11 protein-coding genes are annotated in these 16,991 nt (G+C 56.5%); 10 read left to right on the top strand and 1 reads right to left on the bottom strand.

Annotated elements, in window-relative coordinates; all coding sequences use genetic code 11:
• Positions 1-224 precede the first annotated feature (224 nt).
• From FHW66_RS08035 to FHW66_RS07995, 9 genes are all read left to right on the top strand, one after another.
• Complete coding sequence (locus FHW66_RS08035; RefSeq protein ID WP_183379248.1) at positions 225-1,517, top strand: ABC transporter substrate-binding protein; 1,293 nt, start codon at positions 225-227, stop codon at positions 1,515-1,517.
• A gap of 112 nt (positions 1,518-1,629) precedes the next feature.
• The gene (locus FHW66_RS08030) at positions 1,630-2,544 is read left to right on the top strand and encodes a carbohydrate ABC transporter permease (protein WP_183379247.1); all 915 of its coding nucleotides are present in this window, start codon (positions 1,630-1,632) and stop codon (positions 2,542-2,544) included.
• Between the two features lie 10 nt (positions 2,545-2,554).
• On the top strand, positions 2,555-3,436 hold the full coding sequence (locus tag FHW66_RS08025; protein ID WP_183379246.1) for a carbohydrate ABC transporter permease: 882 nt from the start codon (positions 2,555-2,557) through the stop codon (positions 3,434-3,436).
• Between the two features lie 62 nt (positions 3,437-3,498).
• Positions 3,499-4,623, top strand: coding sequence for an ABC transporter ATP-binding protein (locus tag FHW66_RS08020; RefSeq protein WP_183379245.1), 1,125 nt, complete (start codon positions 3,499-3,501; stop codon positions 4,621-4,623).
• A gap of 23 nt (positions 4,624-4,646) precedes the next feature.
• Positions 4,647-5,573, top strand: a complete 927-nt coding sequence (locus FHW66_RS08015; RefSeq protein ID WP_183379244.1) for a BadF/BadG/BcrA/BcrD ATPase family protein — start codon at positions 4,647-4,649, stop codon at positions 5,571-5,573.
• Between the two features lie 5 nt (positions 5,574-5,578).
• Positions 5,579-6,709, top strand: a complete 1,131-nt coding sequence (gene nagA / locus FHW66_RS08010) for an N-acetylglucosamine-6-phosphate deacetylase (protein WP_183379243.1) — start codon at positions 5,579-5,581, stop codon at positions 6,707-6,709.
• Positions 6,702-7,712, top strand: a complete 1,011-nt coding sequence (locus FHW66_RS08005; RefSeq protein WP_183379370.1) for an SIS domain-containing protein — start codon at positions 6,702-6,704, stop codon at positions 7,710-7,712. The genes nagA and FHW66_RS08005 overlap by 8 nt, the downstream gene beginning before the upstream one ends.
• Positions 7,713-8,141: 429 nt before the next feature.
• Entirely contained in the window at positions 8,142-9,089 is a 948-nt protein-coding gene (locus FHW66_RS08000; RefSeq protein WP_183379242.1) for a PhnD/SsuA/transferrin family substrate-binding protein, read from the top strand.
• The gene (locus tag FHW66_RS07995) at positions 9,086-11,695 is read left to right on the top strand and encodes an EAL domain-containing protein (protein ID WP_183379241.1); all 2,610 of its coding nucleotides are present in this window, start codon (positions 9,086-9,088) and stop codon (positions 11,693-11,695) included. The genes FHW66_RS08000 and FHW66_RS07995 overlap by 4 nt, the downstream gene beginning before the upstream one ends.
• Here FHW66_RS07995 and FHW66_RS07990 read toward each other — a convergent pair.
• Positions 11,689-15,168, bottom strand: coding sequence for a hypothetical protein (locus FHW66_RS07990; RefSeq protein ID WP_183379240.1), 3,480 nt, complete (start codon positions 15,166-15,168; stop codon positions 11,689-11,691). The two genes, FHW66_RS07995 and FHW66_RS07990, sit on opposite strands and share 7 nt — an antisense overlap.
• A gap of 364 nt (positions 15,169-15,532) precedes the next feature.
• Between FHW66_RS07990 and FHW66_RS07985 the strand changes: the two genes are divergently transcribed.
• A complete protein-coding gene (locus tag FHW66_RS07985) occupies positions 15,533-16,822 on the top strand; it encodes an MFS transporter (protein ID WP_183379239.1) in 1,290 nt (429 codons plus the stop codon).
• Positions 16,823-16,991 lie beyond the last annotated feature (169 nt).

Below are 16,991 nucleotides of genomic sequence, written 5' to 3'. Positions count from 1 at the left end.
CCAGAACAGCCCATCCGCTGTGTAATGTTTTGTAATCGCCATCGCAGCAAAAAATAAATATTTTCATTAAAAATCAATAACTTGGAAAATACCAAACTGACAACATGGCGATCCTCGCATCACATTTTCTGCGGTGCTACTGTGGCGCCGCTGCCTCTGTATTGACGGACGTTTCGCAAGCTCAGAGCGGCTCTCAACAACGATAAACAGCTAGGAGACCTTTGATGCAAACCGTGAAGAAAAGTCGCAGCAAGCACGCCCTCGTCCTCAGTTCCCTGTTCTGCACCATGGCCATGGCGCTGGGCGGCAGCAGCGTCGCTCAGGCTGGCACACTGACCATCGAAAGCTGGCGTGTGGACGATCTGGCACTGTGGGAAAACGTGCTGATCCCGGCTTTTGAAAAGAAAAATCCAGGCATTACCGTCAAGTTCACCCCCACCGCACCGACCGAATATGACTCCAGCCTGACCGCCCGTCTGGCCGGCGGTACTGCCGGTGATCTGGTCGCCTGCCGTCCGTTCGACGTCTCGCTGTCACTCTACAACAAGGGCCATCTGGAAAAACTCGATGGCAAGCCTGGCATGGAATCCTTCCCGGCCTCGGCCAAGGTGGCTTGGCAGACTGACGATGGCAAGGACACCTTCTGCATGCCGATGGCTTCTGTGATCCACGGTTTCCTGTACAACCAGAAGATCTTCAAGGAACTGAACCTGCAACCGCCGAAGACCGAAGCCGAATTCCTGAAGCTGCTGGAAACGGTCAAGGCCAATGGCAAGTACACCCCGCTGGTGCTGGGTACTGCCGATCAGTGGGAAGCCCATCAAGTGCTCTTTACCGGTGTCGGCCCCAACTACTGGAAGGGTGAAACCGGCCGCAAGGCACTCATTGCCGGCAAGGCCAAGTTCACCGATCCACAATTCGTGAATGCCTGGGAATACGAAGCCAAGCTGGGCAAATACCTGTCCAAGGGTGCCTCCGCGCAAACCTATGGCGACAGTCAAAACATGTTTGCATTGGGCCAAGGCGCAGTCTATGCAGCAGGTTCGTGGGATATCGCCTACTTCAACGCCAATGGCACCAACAAGCTGGAAATGGGCGTATTCGCACCGCCAGTACCAAAGGCTGGCGACGCCTGCTATATCTCTGACCACAATGACATCGGCATGGGCGTCAACAAGAAATCCAAGAACAAGGAAGATGCCTACAAGTTCCTGGCATGGCTGGGTTCACAGGAGTTTGCCGATATCTACACCAACAAGGTCACCGGCTTCTTCTCGTTGTCGAACCACCTGATCTCGGTCAAGGACCCGATTGCCAAGCAAATGATCGACTGGCGTAAATCGTGCTCATCGACCATCCGTGTCAATGCGCAGATCCTGAACCGTGGCACGCCAAGCATGGAAAACGAAATGTGGAACGTCAACGTCCAGGTGCTCAACGGCAAGATGACACCACAAGAAGCTGCCAACAAGATTCAGACCGGCTTCGCCAAGTGGTACAAGCCACAACAACAATAAGCCAAGCGCATAGCAACAACTTGGGCGGCGACTCCGGTGCCGCTCAATTTCCCGGACGGACAGCCATGCGCTGCGCCGTCCGGCTTTGGCAAGTCTCGTATTAGGAGTTGCAGTGAAAACAGCTCGTTACTGGCAGATAGCGCTCTTCCTCGCGCCTGCCGTGCTCATCTATTCCCTGTTCAGCGCGTTGCCCTTGCTGGACACCTTGCGCCAGGGCTTTTACACCAGCAACGACGCTGGCGTGACCAGCTTTGTCGGCCTCGACAACTATCGCACCATCCTGTTCGACTCTGACTGGTCGCAGGCATTCTGGAATGCGATGTGGAACAATCTGAAGTTCTTCTGTATCCACATGGCGCTGCAGAACCCGATCGGCCTGATGCTGGCGACCCTGTTCAGCCTTAAAGGCTTGCGTGGTGCCCGCACCTACCGCACCCTGATTTTCTTGCCGACCCTGTTATCGGTGGTGATCATCGGCTTTATCTGGCAATTGATTATTTCGCCGCTGTGGGGTGTCGGCGAGAAACTCATGGGTCTGGTTGGACTGGCCGATTATTTCGGTCCCTGGCTCGGTCAGGAGTCGACCGCGCTGCTGACGCTGTCACTGATCTCGGTCTGGCAATACGTCGGCATCCCGATGATGCTGATCTACGCCGCCTTGCTGGCAGTGCCTGAAGAAGTCCTGGAAGCCGCCCATGCCGAAGGTGCCAGTGCCTGGCGCATCTTCTGGCAGATCAAGCTGCCACTGATCTGGCCGACCCTCGGACTGGTCACCATTCTGACCTTCGTGGCCAACTTCAATGCCTTTGATCTGATCTATTCAGTCAAGGGCGCGTTAGCCGGTCCTAACTATTCCAGCGATTTGCTGGGTACCTTCTTCTACCGCACTTTCTTCGGCTATCAGGCCCAGATTGGCAGCCCGACCATGGGTGCGGCTGTCGCCACCCTGATGTTCCTGGTGATTCTGGCGGGTGTCGGTAGCTATTTTTACCTGGTGCAGCGCAAGCTGACACGCTATGCGCTGTAAGGAGCCCTCCATGTCATCTTCTACCCTCACGTCGGTGCCGTTGCGCCCGACCCTGGTACAACGCAGCTTCGGCCCGGCCGGTCACATCTGGGTCCATCTGGTGCTATGTCTATATGCCGTCATTGCGCTGTTCCCGATTGCCCTGATCCTGATCAACTCAGTCAAATCGCGTCAGGCTATCTTCGACAATCCGATGGCCTTGCCGACGCCGGACAGCTTTTCGCTCATCGGCTTTCACAAGGTGGTCTCGAACACCCACTTCCTGCTCTATTTCGGCAATAGCCTGATCGTCACACTGGGTTCGCTGGTGCTGATCGTACTGTTTGGTGCGATGGCTGGCTGGGCATTGTCGGAGTACAAGTTCCGGGGCAACCGCCTGATGACGCTGTTCATGGCCATCGGCATCATGATCCCGATCCGTCTGGGTACCGTCTCCATCCTGCAACTGGTGGTTGCACTGGATCTGATTAACACCCGCACTGCGCTGATTCTGGTCTATACCGCTCAGGGTCTGCCACTGGCGGTAATGATCCTGTCCGAGTTCATTCGCCAGATCCCGGCCGAGCTCAAGGATGCGGCGCGCTGTGATGGCGTCGGTGAATTCAAGATTTTTTTCCAGATCATCCTGCCGCTGATCCGCCCAGCGATTGCTACAGTTGCGGTATTCACCATGATCCCGGCCTGGAATGACCTGTGGTTCCCATTAATTCTGGCACCCGGCGAGCAGACTCGCACCGTGACGCTCGGCGTACAGCAATTCATCGGGCAATACGCGACCGACTGGAATTCGGTACTGGCAGCGCTGTCGCTGGCAGTGATTCCGATCCTGATCCTGTATACGCTGTTCTCCCGCCAGCTCATTCGCGGCCTCACTGCTGGTGCCGTCAAGTAGCGGTCAAGTAAGACCCTGAGATCGCACCCAACCCAACATACGACAAGACGAAGAGACACATCATGGCAAACGTCAGTATTCAAGACCTGAAAAAAACCTACGACGGCAAGCAGGACATCCTCAGCGGCCTCAATCTGGACATCCGCGACGGCGAATTCTGCGTACTGGTCGGCCCTTCCGGCTGCGGCAAATCGACCCTGCTGCGCATGCTCTGCGGGCTCGAAGAGATCAGCGGCGGGCAACTGGCCATCGGTGGTGAGGTGGTCCATCACCTGCCGCCGGCCAAACGCGGCATCGCCATGGTGTTCCAGAGCTATGCGCTGTATCCGCACATGAACGTCTACAAGAACATGGCCTTCGGTCTCAAGATCGCCGGTAGTAACAAGCACGACATCGATGAGCGCATCCGCCACGCCGCTGGCATCCTCAAGATCGACCACTTGCTCAACCGTCTGCCGCGCGAACTCTCCGGCGGTCAGCGCCAGCGGGTCGCAATTGGCCGCGCCATCGTGCGCAAACCACGCCTGTTCCTGTTTGACGAACCACTGTCGAATCTGGATGCCGCCTTGCGGGTGCAAACGCGTCTGGAAATTGCCAAGCTGCACAAGCAACTGGCCGCCACCATCGTCTACGTGACCCACGATCAGGTCGAAGCAATGACTTTGGGCGACAAGATCGTGGTCATGCATGATGGTCAGATCCAGCAGGCCGGTACACCACTGGAGCTGTATCAGCATCCGCAGAACCTGTTCGTAGCCGGATTTATCGGATCACCCAAGATGAACCTGCTGCCCGCTACCGTCACCGAGGTGCTGGACGACGGCCTGCAAGTGACCATCGGTGGCGGCCAGTCGCTGCGGGTTGATGTTGCTCCCGGTGCCGTGCGTGTCGGTGAGCGCGTCACCCTTGGTCTGCGTGCCGAGCACATCCACGAAAACACTAGCGGCTCCGAGCAACTGACCGGGCGGGTCAATCTGGTCGAGCATCTGGGCGAAGCCAACTTCATCTACCTCAGCCTCACCGGTGGACAAGATGTCGTTGTACGTGGCGACGGCAACCGCACCATCGCCATCGGCGAGCACCTGGCCTTGTCGGCGGACAGCCATGCGTTCCACGTGTTTGATGCCGATGGCCGTGCGCTGCGCCGCCTCAAGCCAGGTAACGTGGTCTCGTCGCGTCATCATTAAGCGCCAGGAAGTAGCCAACCATCATGCACACTTCCTCAGACACAACCCTGTACCGCATCGGTATCGATGGTGGCGGCACCAAGACGCTGGTACGCGTCTTCGATGCCGAAAACCGTGAACTGGCCCACGCCACCGGACCGGGCTCCGCACTCAGAAATGGTGCTGTGCAGGCCTGGGCCGCTGTCATGCAGGGTATTGAACAAGCCTTTACCAGTATCGACATGGCGGTACCGCCGCTGTCCCAGCTAGCGGTTGGCATGGGTGTGGCAGGCTTTAACGTCACGCAATGGGCCGCCGACTTTCGCACCCTGGCGCCCGCCTTTCATACCCTGCGACTAGCCAACGATGCCATCACCACTCTGCTCGGTGCCCATCAGGGTCAATCCGGTGCGATTGTGGCTGTCGGCACTGGCACCATCGGTGTCGCACTGTCTGCTGATGGTCAGCAACGTATCGTTGGTGGCTGGGGGTTTCCCTCAGGCGACGAAGGCAGCGGTGCCTGGATCGGCCTGCAAGCCATCAATCATGTTCAGCACAGTCTTGATGGTCGTGCCGATGGCGGCCCCATGAGTGCCGCCATCATCCGATTCTGCCGCGATGTAGCCAATAGAGACACTAACTTCAGTGACGGCGCGCAGGTACTCGACTGGCTATCGCAAGCAGATCAGGCTGCCTACGCCAGACTGGCGCGCATCGTCGTCAACGAGGCTCATCACGACACAGCGGCACAGCGAATTCTGCGAGATGCCGCCGCTGCCGTGGCATTGCATATCAGCGCACTCGATCCGCAACAGCAATTACCACTGGCCCTGTGTGGCGGTCTCGGCGCTACACTGAAGGATTATTTCCCGCCTGCCCTGCAGCAGCGCATCGTACCGGCACAGGCTGATTCGGCCCACGGCGCGCTGCAACTGCTGTCGGTGCAGACACCGGCGTTCTCATCGGAGTAAGTATCATGTCATCTCTCAAGCAAGTTCGCGGCAACGTGCTCACGCCGCTCGGATGGGTCAAGGGTGCGATTCACTTCGGCGACCTGATCAGCGATATCGAAGGCCATCTGCTGGAGCAGGAACCTTCTTCCGCCAGCGGTGAAGGCGACTACATCCTGCCTGGCTTTATTGACCTGCACGTTCACGGCGGCGGTGGTCGCGACATCATGGAAGCCGGCGATGCGGTTCATACGATCGCCCGCCTGCATGCCCGTCACGGCACCACCAGTCTGCTGGCAACCACCATGACCGCCCCGCTCGACGAACTGGAAACCGCGCTCAAGGCCATCGGCAGCGCCTGCCGTGCGCGTCAGCCCGGCACCGCCCGCATCCTCGGCACCCACCTCGAAGGTCCGTACATCAACCCCGGCAAACTGGGTGCACAACCTGACTTTGCCATCGAAGCCACACTGGAACAGGTGGACTGGCTGGCCAGCTTTGCACCACTCAAGCTGATCACCATTGCACCCGAAGTTGACCATCATCTGGAGCTGGTACGCGCACTCACCACCGGCGGCCTGCTGGTACAGATTGGTCATACTCTCGGCACCTATGAAGATGGTGTCGCGGCCCTCAAGAACGGTGCTGCTGGCTTTACCCACCTGTTCAATGCCATGAGCAGCTTCCATCATCGTGAACCCGGCATGGCCGGTGCGGCATTGGCGCATGCTGAATATGCCGAGTTGATTCCCGATATGCTGCACGTTCATCCGGGTGCGATCCGCGCCGCGCTGCGGGCCATTCCAAGGCTTTACTGCGTGACCGACTCCACGGCTGCAGCCGGCATGCCCGATGGCGATTACACCCTCGGCCGCCAAGTCGTACATAAGTGCGCCGGTGGCGTGCGTCTGGCCGATGGCACACTCGCTGGCAGCACACTGACCATGGATCAGGCGCTGCGTAATCTGATCACGATGGGGCTCGACGTCAGCGAAGCCTCGTTGCGCACCTCCACCTATCCGGCCGATTACCTTGGCATCCCCGAACGTGGCCGCCTCAAGGCTGGCTGCTTCGCCGACATTCTGGTGTTTGACCGCCAGTTCACCCTCAAAGAAGTTTATGTAGAAGGAGAAAAGATTGACCTCACAGATGCTTAAGGAAGCGCGCTCAGCCGCCGTCCACGTGGCTGACCAGCTCACCCGCGACCAGGCCCGCTACAGCGAACTGGGACGCTGGTTGCGCAGTGCGCCACCGGCGCGCATCGTTACCGTGGCACGTGGCAGTTCCGACCATGCCGCCAATTACTGCGCCTACCTCACCATGGCACGACTGGGCCACATCGTCGCCTCGCTGCCGATGTCGCTGGTCACACTCAACAAGGCACCACTGATTGCCCGTGATGCCCTGGCCATTGCGATCTCGCAGTCCGGTCAAAGTCCCGATGTGGTCGAACCGATCCGCTACTTCCGCGAAGGCGGTGCCACCACCGTCGCACTGGTCAACGACACCAGCTCGCCGCTGGCCAACGCCGCCGAATGGAGCCTTGGCCTGCACGCTGGTGCTGAAACCAGTGTCGCCGCTACCAAGAGCTTTATCGCCAGTCTGGTCGCCGGGGCGTTGTTCGCCGGTTACTGGCAAGACGACAAGCAGTTTCTGCACGCTCTAGAGAGCTTGCCCGACTCGCTCTACAACGCTGCCCAGAGCGACTGGTCGAAAGCCATCGATATCCTGGCACCGGCCAGCAACATCATGGTGGTCGGCCGTGGTATTGGCTTCCCGCTGGCGCTCGAATCCGCGCTCAAATTCAAGGAGACTTCCGCCTTGCAGGCCGAAGCCTTCAGCGGCGCCGAAATCAAGCACGGTCCAATGGCACTCATCAACGAAGGCTATCCATTGCTCATGTTCGCCACCCGTGGCCCGGCCCAGGTCGGCATGCTGCAACTGGCAGCGGAAATGCGCGGACGCGGTGCCAAGGTCTTGCTGGCAGCACCCGACGATGTGGCTGAGCGTGATCTGACGCTGCCGGTCGCCGTCACACCCGACCTCGATCCGATTGTGGCGATTCAGGCTTTCTATGTGATGGCCGCACAATTGTCGGCAGCCCGTGGACTCAACCCCGATCAACCACGTCATCTGAGCAAGGTCACCAAAACCAGCTGATGCCTTCCGCCAGTGTATTGCACACCGCAATATGCCAAAGACTTCCCCTGTAGAATTTCGCCGCCTTCTGCCGTCAGGCACTGGCGGCGTAATTTTTGGGCGCAATGACCTTCTCTAGCTATACTTACCGATCTGACAACCAAAACATACCAAATAGTATGTGGCGAGCAACAACGTACTGATGTAGTGTGCAACAGGCCGACACTTTGACCTTCTTATATTAAAAAAACAGTATCTTGTCTTGTACTTGCCTACGTTCTGAGGAACACTAGGCAACAGAACCCGTCATGATGACGCGCCGCAAACTGCACCAGAAAAGATGCCGCGCAATTGATAGATGCATCAGGCAATTCTTACTCGTGCTCACCCGCAAACTACCCTCGCTGATCAGATTCGCATTACCGGATGACTGGATTTCAGGAGATAAAGATGCGTCCCGCCTACCTATCAAGGCTCAGTGTGCACCGTGCATGGCGCTTGCTGCACTGGACACTGATCCTTACTGGCTCGATTCTGCTGGCAAGCTGCCACAAGGCGCCCGCTGCGCCAAGGGTGAGCTATGCGGATACGCCGGTGGCCGTTGCTGACGGCAAGCACTACATCTTCCTTATCCACCCTTTGTACAACCCCCAGCTGCTGGCGCAAAAATTCGAGCCACTCCTGCTTTACCTCGATGCCCACTTGCCTGGAGTCATCTTTGATCTGCAAACCGCCAACGATTACGATGACTTCGAAAACAAGCTCATCGCCGGTGCAGCCGATTTTGCCCTGCCCAATCCTTACCATGCCCTGCTGGCGCGCGATTGGCATTACCACGTCATCGCCCGGATGGCTGACGACGATGTATTTCGCGGTATTTTCATCGTCCGCAAGGACAGCCCGATTCGCCTCCCCGCTGATCTCAAAGGCAAGGTCGTCGCCTATCCCGCCCCGACCGCACTGGCCGCGACCATGCTGACACAGCTCTATCTGCAGCAGCACGGTATCAATGTCCAGACCGACATCACCAACCTCTACGTCGGTACCCACAACTCCTCCATCATGAACACCTACCTTTCCCAGAGCAGCATCAGCGCCACCTGGCCAGCGGCGTGGGAAGCTTTTGAGCAATCCAATCCTAAGGAGGCTGCTCAGATGCAAGTACTGTGGAAAACCAACAGTCTGATACAGAATCCCATTATTGTGCGCAATGACATCCCACAAGCAGTCGGTGAGCGCGTGGCACAACTGTTGACCAGTTTGCAGGACTCTGACCCAGGCAGGCAAATCCTGCACGACATCAATACGCGCGCCTTCATCCGTTCACAGGACAAGGATTTCGATGTGGTGCGTCGCTTCCTGCAGGACTACAACACGCAGGTCAAAAAATCACGATGAGACGCCTCTACCGCATACCACTGCGTCTGTTCAGAGGCCCGGGCAATCAGTTGCCAGCCAGGCTATGGCGCGAACTTTTCAGTGGTAGTGTCAGAGGCCAATTGATCTGGAGTGTGGCAGTGGTGCATGCCATCATGATGACGCTGTTCGTCTACGACCTCTCGGTGCGGCAAGAGAATTTTCTGATCGAAAGCCAACTCACCCAAGCCACCAGCCTGGCCAACAATCTCGGTCTCATTGCAGTGACCCCTTTACTTTCCTCAGATCTGGGCAGCTTACAGGAACTGACACAGGCCATTGGCGGCTACCCCGGTGTCACGCAAGTCATGGTCATTGGTACTGACGGCAAGATTCTGGCGCACGGCAGGCCGGAGTTACGAGGCAAATACATTAGCGACTTTGATCGTTTCGCCAGCGCCCATGGGCATCTGCACATTCTCGCCAATGACGCCGCCGAAGCCGATGTCGTAGCCACGGTGATGCTCAATGAGAAACGGCTTGGCTGGGTCCGCTTGTTAGTCTCCCGCAGCGATACTGCCTCGCGGCTGGCCTTGATTGTAGAGACCGGTTTGCTCTACACCACTGCCGCCATCTCTATCGGCATACTGCTGGCCTGGCTGCTGGCCAATCGCCTCACGCGACGGCTCCAGGAATTTGCCCGGGTAGCCGATGCCGTGACCGCTGGCGATCTGGAACGACGCGCCACCGTCACCGGTCATGACGAACTCAGCCGTCTCGGTCACGCCTTCAATTACATGCTACTCACGCTTGAGATGCGGGCACGCCGGGAAGCCCAGCTCAAAGCAGAGCTGCAGGCAGAAAAAGATCTGGCTGAGGTAACGCTGGCGTCCATCGGTGACGCTGTCATCACCAGCGACAAATGGGGTCTGGTCACCTACCTGAATGCGGCCGCGTCGCGCCTGACCGGACTGAGCCGGATCCAGGCACTCGGTCAGCCGGTGGCTGCCGTGTTCAGTATGCGCAGTGCGCAGCAGCCGCACGAGGAAGCTTTACAGGCAACTACACAGCCGACTTCACACTCACGACAATTACCGCAAGCCTCACTGCCACTGGACGTCTTTGGCGAACAGGCTTTCTTGGCACAACAAGGAAAACTGCTCACGCGCCAGGGCGAGATAATCCCGGTTGAGAGTATCAGCTCGCCGATCCGCGCCCACAACGGCGAGCTGCTAGGCAGCGTCATGGTGGCGCGCGACATCTCAGAAAACCAGCGCATCCAGGAACGTCTCCAATGGCAGGCAGAACACGATGTCCTGACCGGCCTGCCCAATCGCTCGCTACTGGAGCGACTGTTTGATGCCGCCTTATGGCACAGCCGTGAGGCACAAAAGAAACTGGTCGTCTGTCTGATCGATATCGACAACTTCAAGACAGTCAACGACGCCTTTGGTCACGCCGTCGGTGACAAACTGCTCATCGATATCGTCGCCCGTCTGCGAAAACTGCTGCGTGAATGCGACATTGTGGCGCGCCTTGGTGGCGATGAGTTCGTCCTGCTGCTGGAAGATCTCGATGACATCGACGCCATCACTGGTGTGGTCAATAAAATCCTCGACCATCTGGCCCGACCATTTGAGGTCGACGGCATTGCCATCAGCGTCACCGCCAGTATCGGCCTATCGATCTTCCCGGATGATCCCTCCGATGCAGATACGCTGCTGCGTAATGCAGATCAGGCGATGTATCTGGCCAAGCAGGAAGGTCGCAATCGTAGCCATCTGTTTGATATCGGACAGGCTCAGGAGCGCAAGTCGACACGCCAGATCCTGGCGCGCTTTCGAGAAGCACTCAACCGTGGCGAACTGGTGCTGTATTACCAGCCCAAGGTCAACATGGTGACGCATGAAGTTTCCGGTTTCGAAGCCTTGCTACGCTGGCAAGACCCCGAGCGAGGTCTGATCCCGCCGCTGCAGTTTCTTCCCAAAATAGAAAACTCCGACCTCGTCATCGAACTCGGCGAATGGGTCATCCATCAGGCACTCCTGCAAATTGCACTGTGGCAGGCACAAGGTCTGTCGTGGCCGGTCAGCGTCAATATCTCGCCACGTCATTTCCAGCACGCCGATTTTCTGGTGCGCCTGCTGCGTATTCTGGCGCGTCATCCTACGGTCTCGCCCACTATGCTTGAGTTTGAGATTCTGGAATCCACCGCCCTGACCGACCTCGGTTCGATGAATCACGTGATTGCCGAATGCAGCAAACTCGGCATCCGCTTCTCACTCGACGATTTCGGCACCGGTTATTCCTCTTTAAGTTACCTGCAACGGCTGGCAGTGCAGACAATCAAGATCGACCAGAGCTTCGTGCGCAGCATGGTCAACGACCCTGACAATCTGGCCCTGGTCGAATCCATCATCCATATTGCCAAGGTATTCAAACTCGATATCGTCGCTGAGGGCGTCGAGACCGAGCGCGAAGCCATCGTGCTGCAAAATATGGGATGCGAGGTCATACAAGGCTACGGAATCGCTCGTCCGATGCCAGCGCTTCAATGCATAGGGTGGGCCAACAGTTACTTCCGCGCCAGCCATACCCACGACATCGTCGCACCGGCATCGTTGCTCAACGTCACAACATCTCAATAGAGGGTGTAGTCATAGATAATCAGATCGCGTTGAGGATTATAGAAGCGCTGTTGCAGCCACTGTGCATGCCGCCCCTCCAGAACATTGTTGTCCCGCAGATCGGCCTGCAAGTAGTTATCGGCCAGATTACGCACCTCTGGCGCAATCTGCTGCCCGGCGCTAGAGTGGACAATCCAATCGAAGCGGGTGCCGTCTCCCGATGAACCACCTGTAGATTGCACGAGTCGCGCTACCGCACGTACGGCCGTCCCCTCCTGAGCCAACTCATCTTCGATGACGATTAGGAATTTTTCTCCTTCAATGGTAAAGACATTCTGGAACAACGAACTTTCAGGGCCCAAGTGAGGTGAATTTTCGCGCTGAAAGTACCAACTTGCCAGCGCCCCCTCCGTCGGCAACAAGGTTCTCCCCGCAAAAACTGTTCCTGTATGCGCCATGTCATCGTCATTGCTGGTTTCACTGCTTGCGCGCGCCGCAGCATCCTCGGTCAACAGCTCGCTGCTCAGATGCAAGGTCACTCCAGACGGCAATGGCTCCTGCAAATCAGTTACCCGCATCGTTCCTGATTTCGGGCTACGGCCCACCGCCTCATGACAGAGATAATCACCCTTTCTACCGATGGTGACGAGTTTGCCGTTGTAGAACACGGGCACCAGTACCGCAAAAAAATTGATCAGATTTTCGACGCCACGGGTACGACCCTGATGGGCAAACATAATGTTCCTGCCCTGCAAGCCCACAGGAACATCCTCAGAAACGTAAATCGACCCCGGGATGATAATGACCCCCGGATGCGCTTCACTGAGCACCAGGAAATAATCAAACAACGTCTGAAAAACGGTTTGCGGTGTAGCAAAAACATTATTCTCCACCGCGGATGTCTGCAAGAAATCCGCATGCCCCATCACAAGCAACAGACGTCCAGCAGCGACCGGTCCGACTTTATCGAGTGCTTCTGCAATCGACTTGGCACCCTGCGCAATCCGCTGGATCGTATCTTGCTTGATCTGCGCGCGAGTCACGCTGCGTTGTGGCTGGTCCTGAGGAGGACGGCGCAGTACGACAATCTGCTCGATTGCTCCACCATCCATACGCAGATTAAGTTTTTTCTCAGCCAGCGCAGCTTCGGGGTCCAACAAAATGTGCAGATCCCGACCATTGACGTTGGTTTCTATAAAGTAGCGCTTGCCACCAGTGAGCAGGCTATACCGCCTGACACCCACGTCATTGGATGGTACCTGTTCCAGCTGCGGCTGTTCTGGAAAAAAGATCGTCTTCGCCACCTGCTCGAGATTAATGAAATCAAAACCATCCTGAATACGATCCTTCGACTGCCCCTTGAGCATGTCGAGAAAATCTGCCACCCGCTGATCACCTACTTGGCTTAGTATCGCCCCTGCAACCGTCACCGATGGCAACGGGTGAAACTGGCCATTGCTATAACGCACTTCGATCTTGCTACCGTCCTTCCCCACCAGATAGGTCTTCGATCCTTTGTGCAGTTCTACGTAACGTCGCCTTATCTTCAGGAAGCCACGCTGATCATCGGTCCATTTAATTCCCTGCTGATCCGGCGTCGACAAACTACTTTCTGCAATATAAGCAAACATTGTGTCCTTGACCTGCTCGAACAAGCCAAGCGATACATGCGGCGAGGTCCAGCGTTCAAATCGCCAGCGCATGCCATTCCATTCCACCGTATAACTGGGACGCATCGGATGCTTAATGTTGTAAATCTGATATTGCATACCCAGCTTCTCGCTTAGTGCCATCCTCACTGGTACCAGCCTGCCATCCAGCTCGATCAACTGATACAACGGTGCCGTATTGAAGACGTCATCGTGCCGGTTCCTGACCTCGAATATCCTAGGCTGGCTGTCACCGCGTGCATAGCGCTTGGCCACCAAGCTATACAGGCTTTTCTGATTCGGTGTAATTTGTAGTCGTTCGATCAACCTCCGTTGTCCTTTGGTGAAAAGCCGATGATGATTTTCTATGCGCAAGTGCCACGTCTTTGAAAACGGATCACGATAGACCGGCATGAGGTCCTTCTTCCCATCCGTCCGGCTCACGACAATGTCGAACTGTCCGTCCGGGCGCTGTCTTATCGGATAACGATTGCCCGCCAACATGATGCACGCCTCTCCCTCCGCAATATCCATTTGCAACGACGACAGATCAGCCCCTTGCGCATAGCGCCAGACACTGCGTTGTTCATCGTAGATAATCCGACGCTCCACTTTGGCTGCGCTCGACACCACAGTCTGATGCACTACCAACTCAGAATCGACATTGGTGTTGACCATCATTTTCAACGGTCTTCCCCCCTCCTGAGCAGGATGGGTCGCTGTCAGCAACATTTCACGATGTATGCCAGTCTCCTTGTTGTGAAAGAAATAGGCCGCCTTGCTGGAAAACGGCACCTGCCCCGTCAACTCCAGCGGCTGGGTCATCGCCCGGCGCTTGAGCCCCCCCAGCGTCACACCACGTACATCGAGGCTGGTCGTCAGCAAGGCAAAAGCCAGATGCCGCTGACGTGCAGAACAGATGTCATCGTGAATGCCATCGTAATAGAGCTTGCGGTAATAGGCGGCTATCAAACCACCAATAGCCGGCTTGATACCCAGCGTGATCACATCCACAAAAAAATTTAGCCCGTCTGCAATGCGACGCACTGTCTGCGAAACCTCCACTGCGGGCTGATTGTCATAAAGCATGCGAAATGGATTCTCAGCGCGCTGTGCCTTGAACAGCAACAACTTGCCTTCTTTCAATCCTTCCGAGTCCATGATCTCGGTCTCTACCGCGCAGTTCTCCTCAATGTGCGCGATGACCTGCTGCTCACGGTTTGCCATTGAAATCCGCTTGTCACGTCCGGGCAGCAATTGGCTGGAGACTGGTGCAACACAGACAGGCATACCCATATCCTCCCAGCGCCAGGCGAGCATCAGGTGGTCTGCCAATGCCTGCTCAATCTGCCCGCCCTGCAGCAGCACTTGTGCCATCGCTGCAAAAACCTGACTCTTGCGCGCGTCATCCTTGACGATAAACAAGCGATGTGGAGAAAGAGAATGCTGTGCGGTCACCACCTCAGTAGCAGTCGCCATCATCACGCCTGGCCACCAGCGCCGCTGAACGGGTGCGGATGGTAACGTCGATGCCGTGGACGCTACTTCAGAAGACACGGCAACAACCCAACCAAGCGGCGACGGCAACTCAGTATCTTGCATGCCACTGCGCTTTCCCTCGGGTGGTCGTCTCGGACTGTTGCTTACCAGTGCAACCTGCTGCGACAACAATGCCGCCACATACACCATCGCCAGTACCCGCGAACCGGGCTCCGGCCTGTTGGCCGACTCCCTGGCCAGACGCCTTAACAAACGTCGACGGGATGCAACATAGCGGCCATCAGACCGACTTGCAGCATACTGCCCTGCAGTGGCGCGCATAGAGGCAGAGTCAAGTGGGGGCATGCCTACCCCAAGTAATTTTTTGAAAACCGAATATCAACATTTCGACATTTACATAGAAAAAAAACGATAATGTCCAACATAAGATTCTCTTTATTGACAAATAGATATCAAAAAGCGATCAAAGCTCGATCATAAAGGTGTCAGCAACGCAGATCGACGATGTTTTTTATTTCCAGTGAGAAATGGCGATGCCGAAAAATAAAGCCTTCATGAAAGCTGTTAGAAAGCTTCGCCGATCATGATTGGGATAGACTCGCGGCCACGGCAGCCAATAACAATATCAATGCCAGCAGTATTAGTGAAAACACAAGTCCTGAAATTCATCGATTCCAAGGCTGAACATCAGGCATAACTGAGACAAACCATGACATCTCCTGCTACCGCTTCTCCTTCGAAGTTCGCCACCGTCTTGCGTGTTACCAGTGGCAACTTCATTGAAATGTTCGACTTTTTCCTGTTTGGCTTCTACGCCAGCTATATTTCCAAGGCGTTTTTCCCCGCAGAAAACGAATTTGCGTCCCTGATGCTGACCTTCATGACCTTTGGTGCCGGCTTCCTGATGCGTCCACTAGGTGCCATTTTCCTCGGTGCCTACATTGACCGCGTTGGCCGCCGCAAAGGTCTGATCGTTACCCTCGCCTTGATGGCGCTGGGCACCATGTTGATTGCTTTCGTCCCCGGTTACGCCACGATTGGCTTACTGGCGCCAGCACTGGTGCTGATCGGCCGCCTGCTGCAAGGCTTTTCGGCAGGTGTTGAACTGGGCGGCGTCTCGGTTTATCTGTCCGAAATGGCTACCCCAGGTCGTAAAGGCTTTTACGTGAGCTGGCAGTCCGCCAGTCAGCAAGTCGCCATCATCGTCGCCGCTGCACTGGGCTACGGCATCAAACTCATGCTGACAGCAGAGCAGGTTGCCGACTGGGGCTGGCGCGTACCGTTCTTCGTGGGCTGCATGATCGTGCCGGTTTTGTTCGTGATTCGTCGCTCCCTGCAAGAGACTGAAGAATTCAAGGCCCGCAAGCGCAAGCCTAGCCTGGGTGAAATCTTCCGTTCCATGATCGAAAACTGGAAACTGGTCGTCGCCGGCATGATGCTAGTCTCCATGACGACAGTGTCCTTCTACCTGATCACCGTCTACACCCCGACCTTCGGCAAGAACGTGCTCAAACTGAGCACCGAAAGCGCTCTCATCGTCACTTTCTGCGTCGGTCTCTCCAACTTCATCTGGCTGCCGATCATGGGTACGCTGTCGGACCGTATCGGTCGCCGTCCGCTGCTGCTGGTCTTTACCGTACTGACCATTCTCACTTCCTACCCGGCACTGACCTGGTTGGTCAATGATGCTACCTTCGCCAAGATGCTGGTCGTTGAACTGTGGCTCTCCTTCCTCTACGCCAGCTACAACGGCGCGATGGTGGTAGCGCTGACCGAAGTCATGCCTGTCGATGTGCGTACTGCAGGTTTCTCGCTGGCTTACAGCCTGGCGACAGCAATTTTCGGCGGCTTTACACCAGCGATTGCAACCGGACTGATCGAAATGACCGGCGACAAAGCCGCACCTGGCCTGTGGATGAGCTTTGCCGCCATCTGCGGCCTGATCGCCACACTGATCCTGTACCGCAACCGGGTCGAACCAGTGGCGCAAGCTGCCTGAGGCGGATTACAAAGCAGTCTGCTGAAACACCGGCTGCAACAGTAACCCGCATCAATATGGCAGTAATGAAGCTGCAATACAGCACCAAGCAAAAGGGAAGCGCAGCAGTAGCCGCTTCCTTTTTTTACGTCTCCACATGGCATCGCCATTTCTGGCATCATCAGGGCCG

Origin of the sequence: Herbaspirillum sp. Sphag64, assembly GCF_014192645.1 — a bacterium.
Lineage (GTDB): Bacteria > Pseudomonadota > Gammaproteobacteria > Burkholderiales > Burkholderiaceae_D > Herbaspirillum.
This window is presented reverse-complemented; position numbering and strand designations above follow the sequence as displayed.

Bases quoted from the DNA above. Each gene is read 5' to 3' on its own strand.
- FHW66_RS08020 (WP_183379245.1), top strand. From the start codon at position 3,499: ATGGCAAACGTCAGTATTCAAGACCTGAAAAAAACCTACGACGGCAAG.
- FHW66_RS07990 (WP_183379240.1), bottom strand. From the start codon at position 15,168: ATGCCCCCACTTGACTCTGCCTCTATGCGCGCCACTGCAGGGCAGTAT.
- FHW66_RS08035 (WP_183379248.1), top strand. From the start codon at position 225: ATGCAAACCGTGAAGAAAAGTCGCAGCAAGCACGCCCTCGTCCTCAGT.
- FHW66_RS07985 (WP_183379239.1), top strand. From the start codon at position 15,533: ATGACATCTCCTGCTACCGCTTCTCCTTCGAAGTTCGCCACCGTCTTG.
- FHW66_RS08015 (WP_183379244.1), top strand. From the start codon at position 4,647: ATGCACACTTCCTCAGACACAACCCTGTACCGCATCGGTATCGATGGT.
- FHW66_RS07995 (WP_183379241.1), top strand. From the start codon at position 9,086: ATGAGACGCCTCTACCGCATACCACTGCGTCTGTTCAGAGGCCCGGGC.
- FHW66_RS08005 (WP_183379370.1), top strand. From the start codon at position 6,702: ATGCTTAAGGAAGCGCGCTCAGCCGCCGTCCACGTGGCTGACCAGCTC.
- nagA (WP_183379243.1), top strand. From the start codon at position 5,579: ATGTCATCTCTCAAGCAAGTTCGCGGCAACGTGCTCACGCCGCTCGGA.
- FHW66_RS08025 (WP_183379246.1), top strand. From the start codon at position 2,555: ATGTCATCTTCTACCCTCACGTCGGTGCCGTTGCGCCCGACCCTGGTA.
- FHW66_RS08000 (WP_183379242.1), top strand. From the start codon at position 8,142: ATGCGTCCCGCCTACCTATCAAGGCTCAGTGTGCACCGTGCATGGCGC.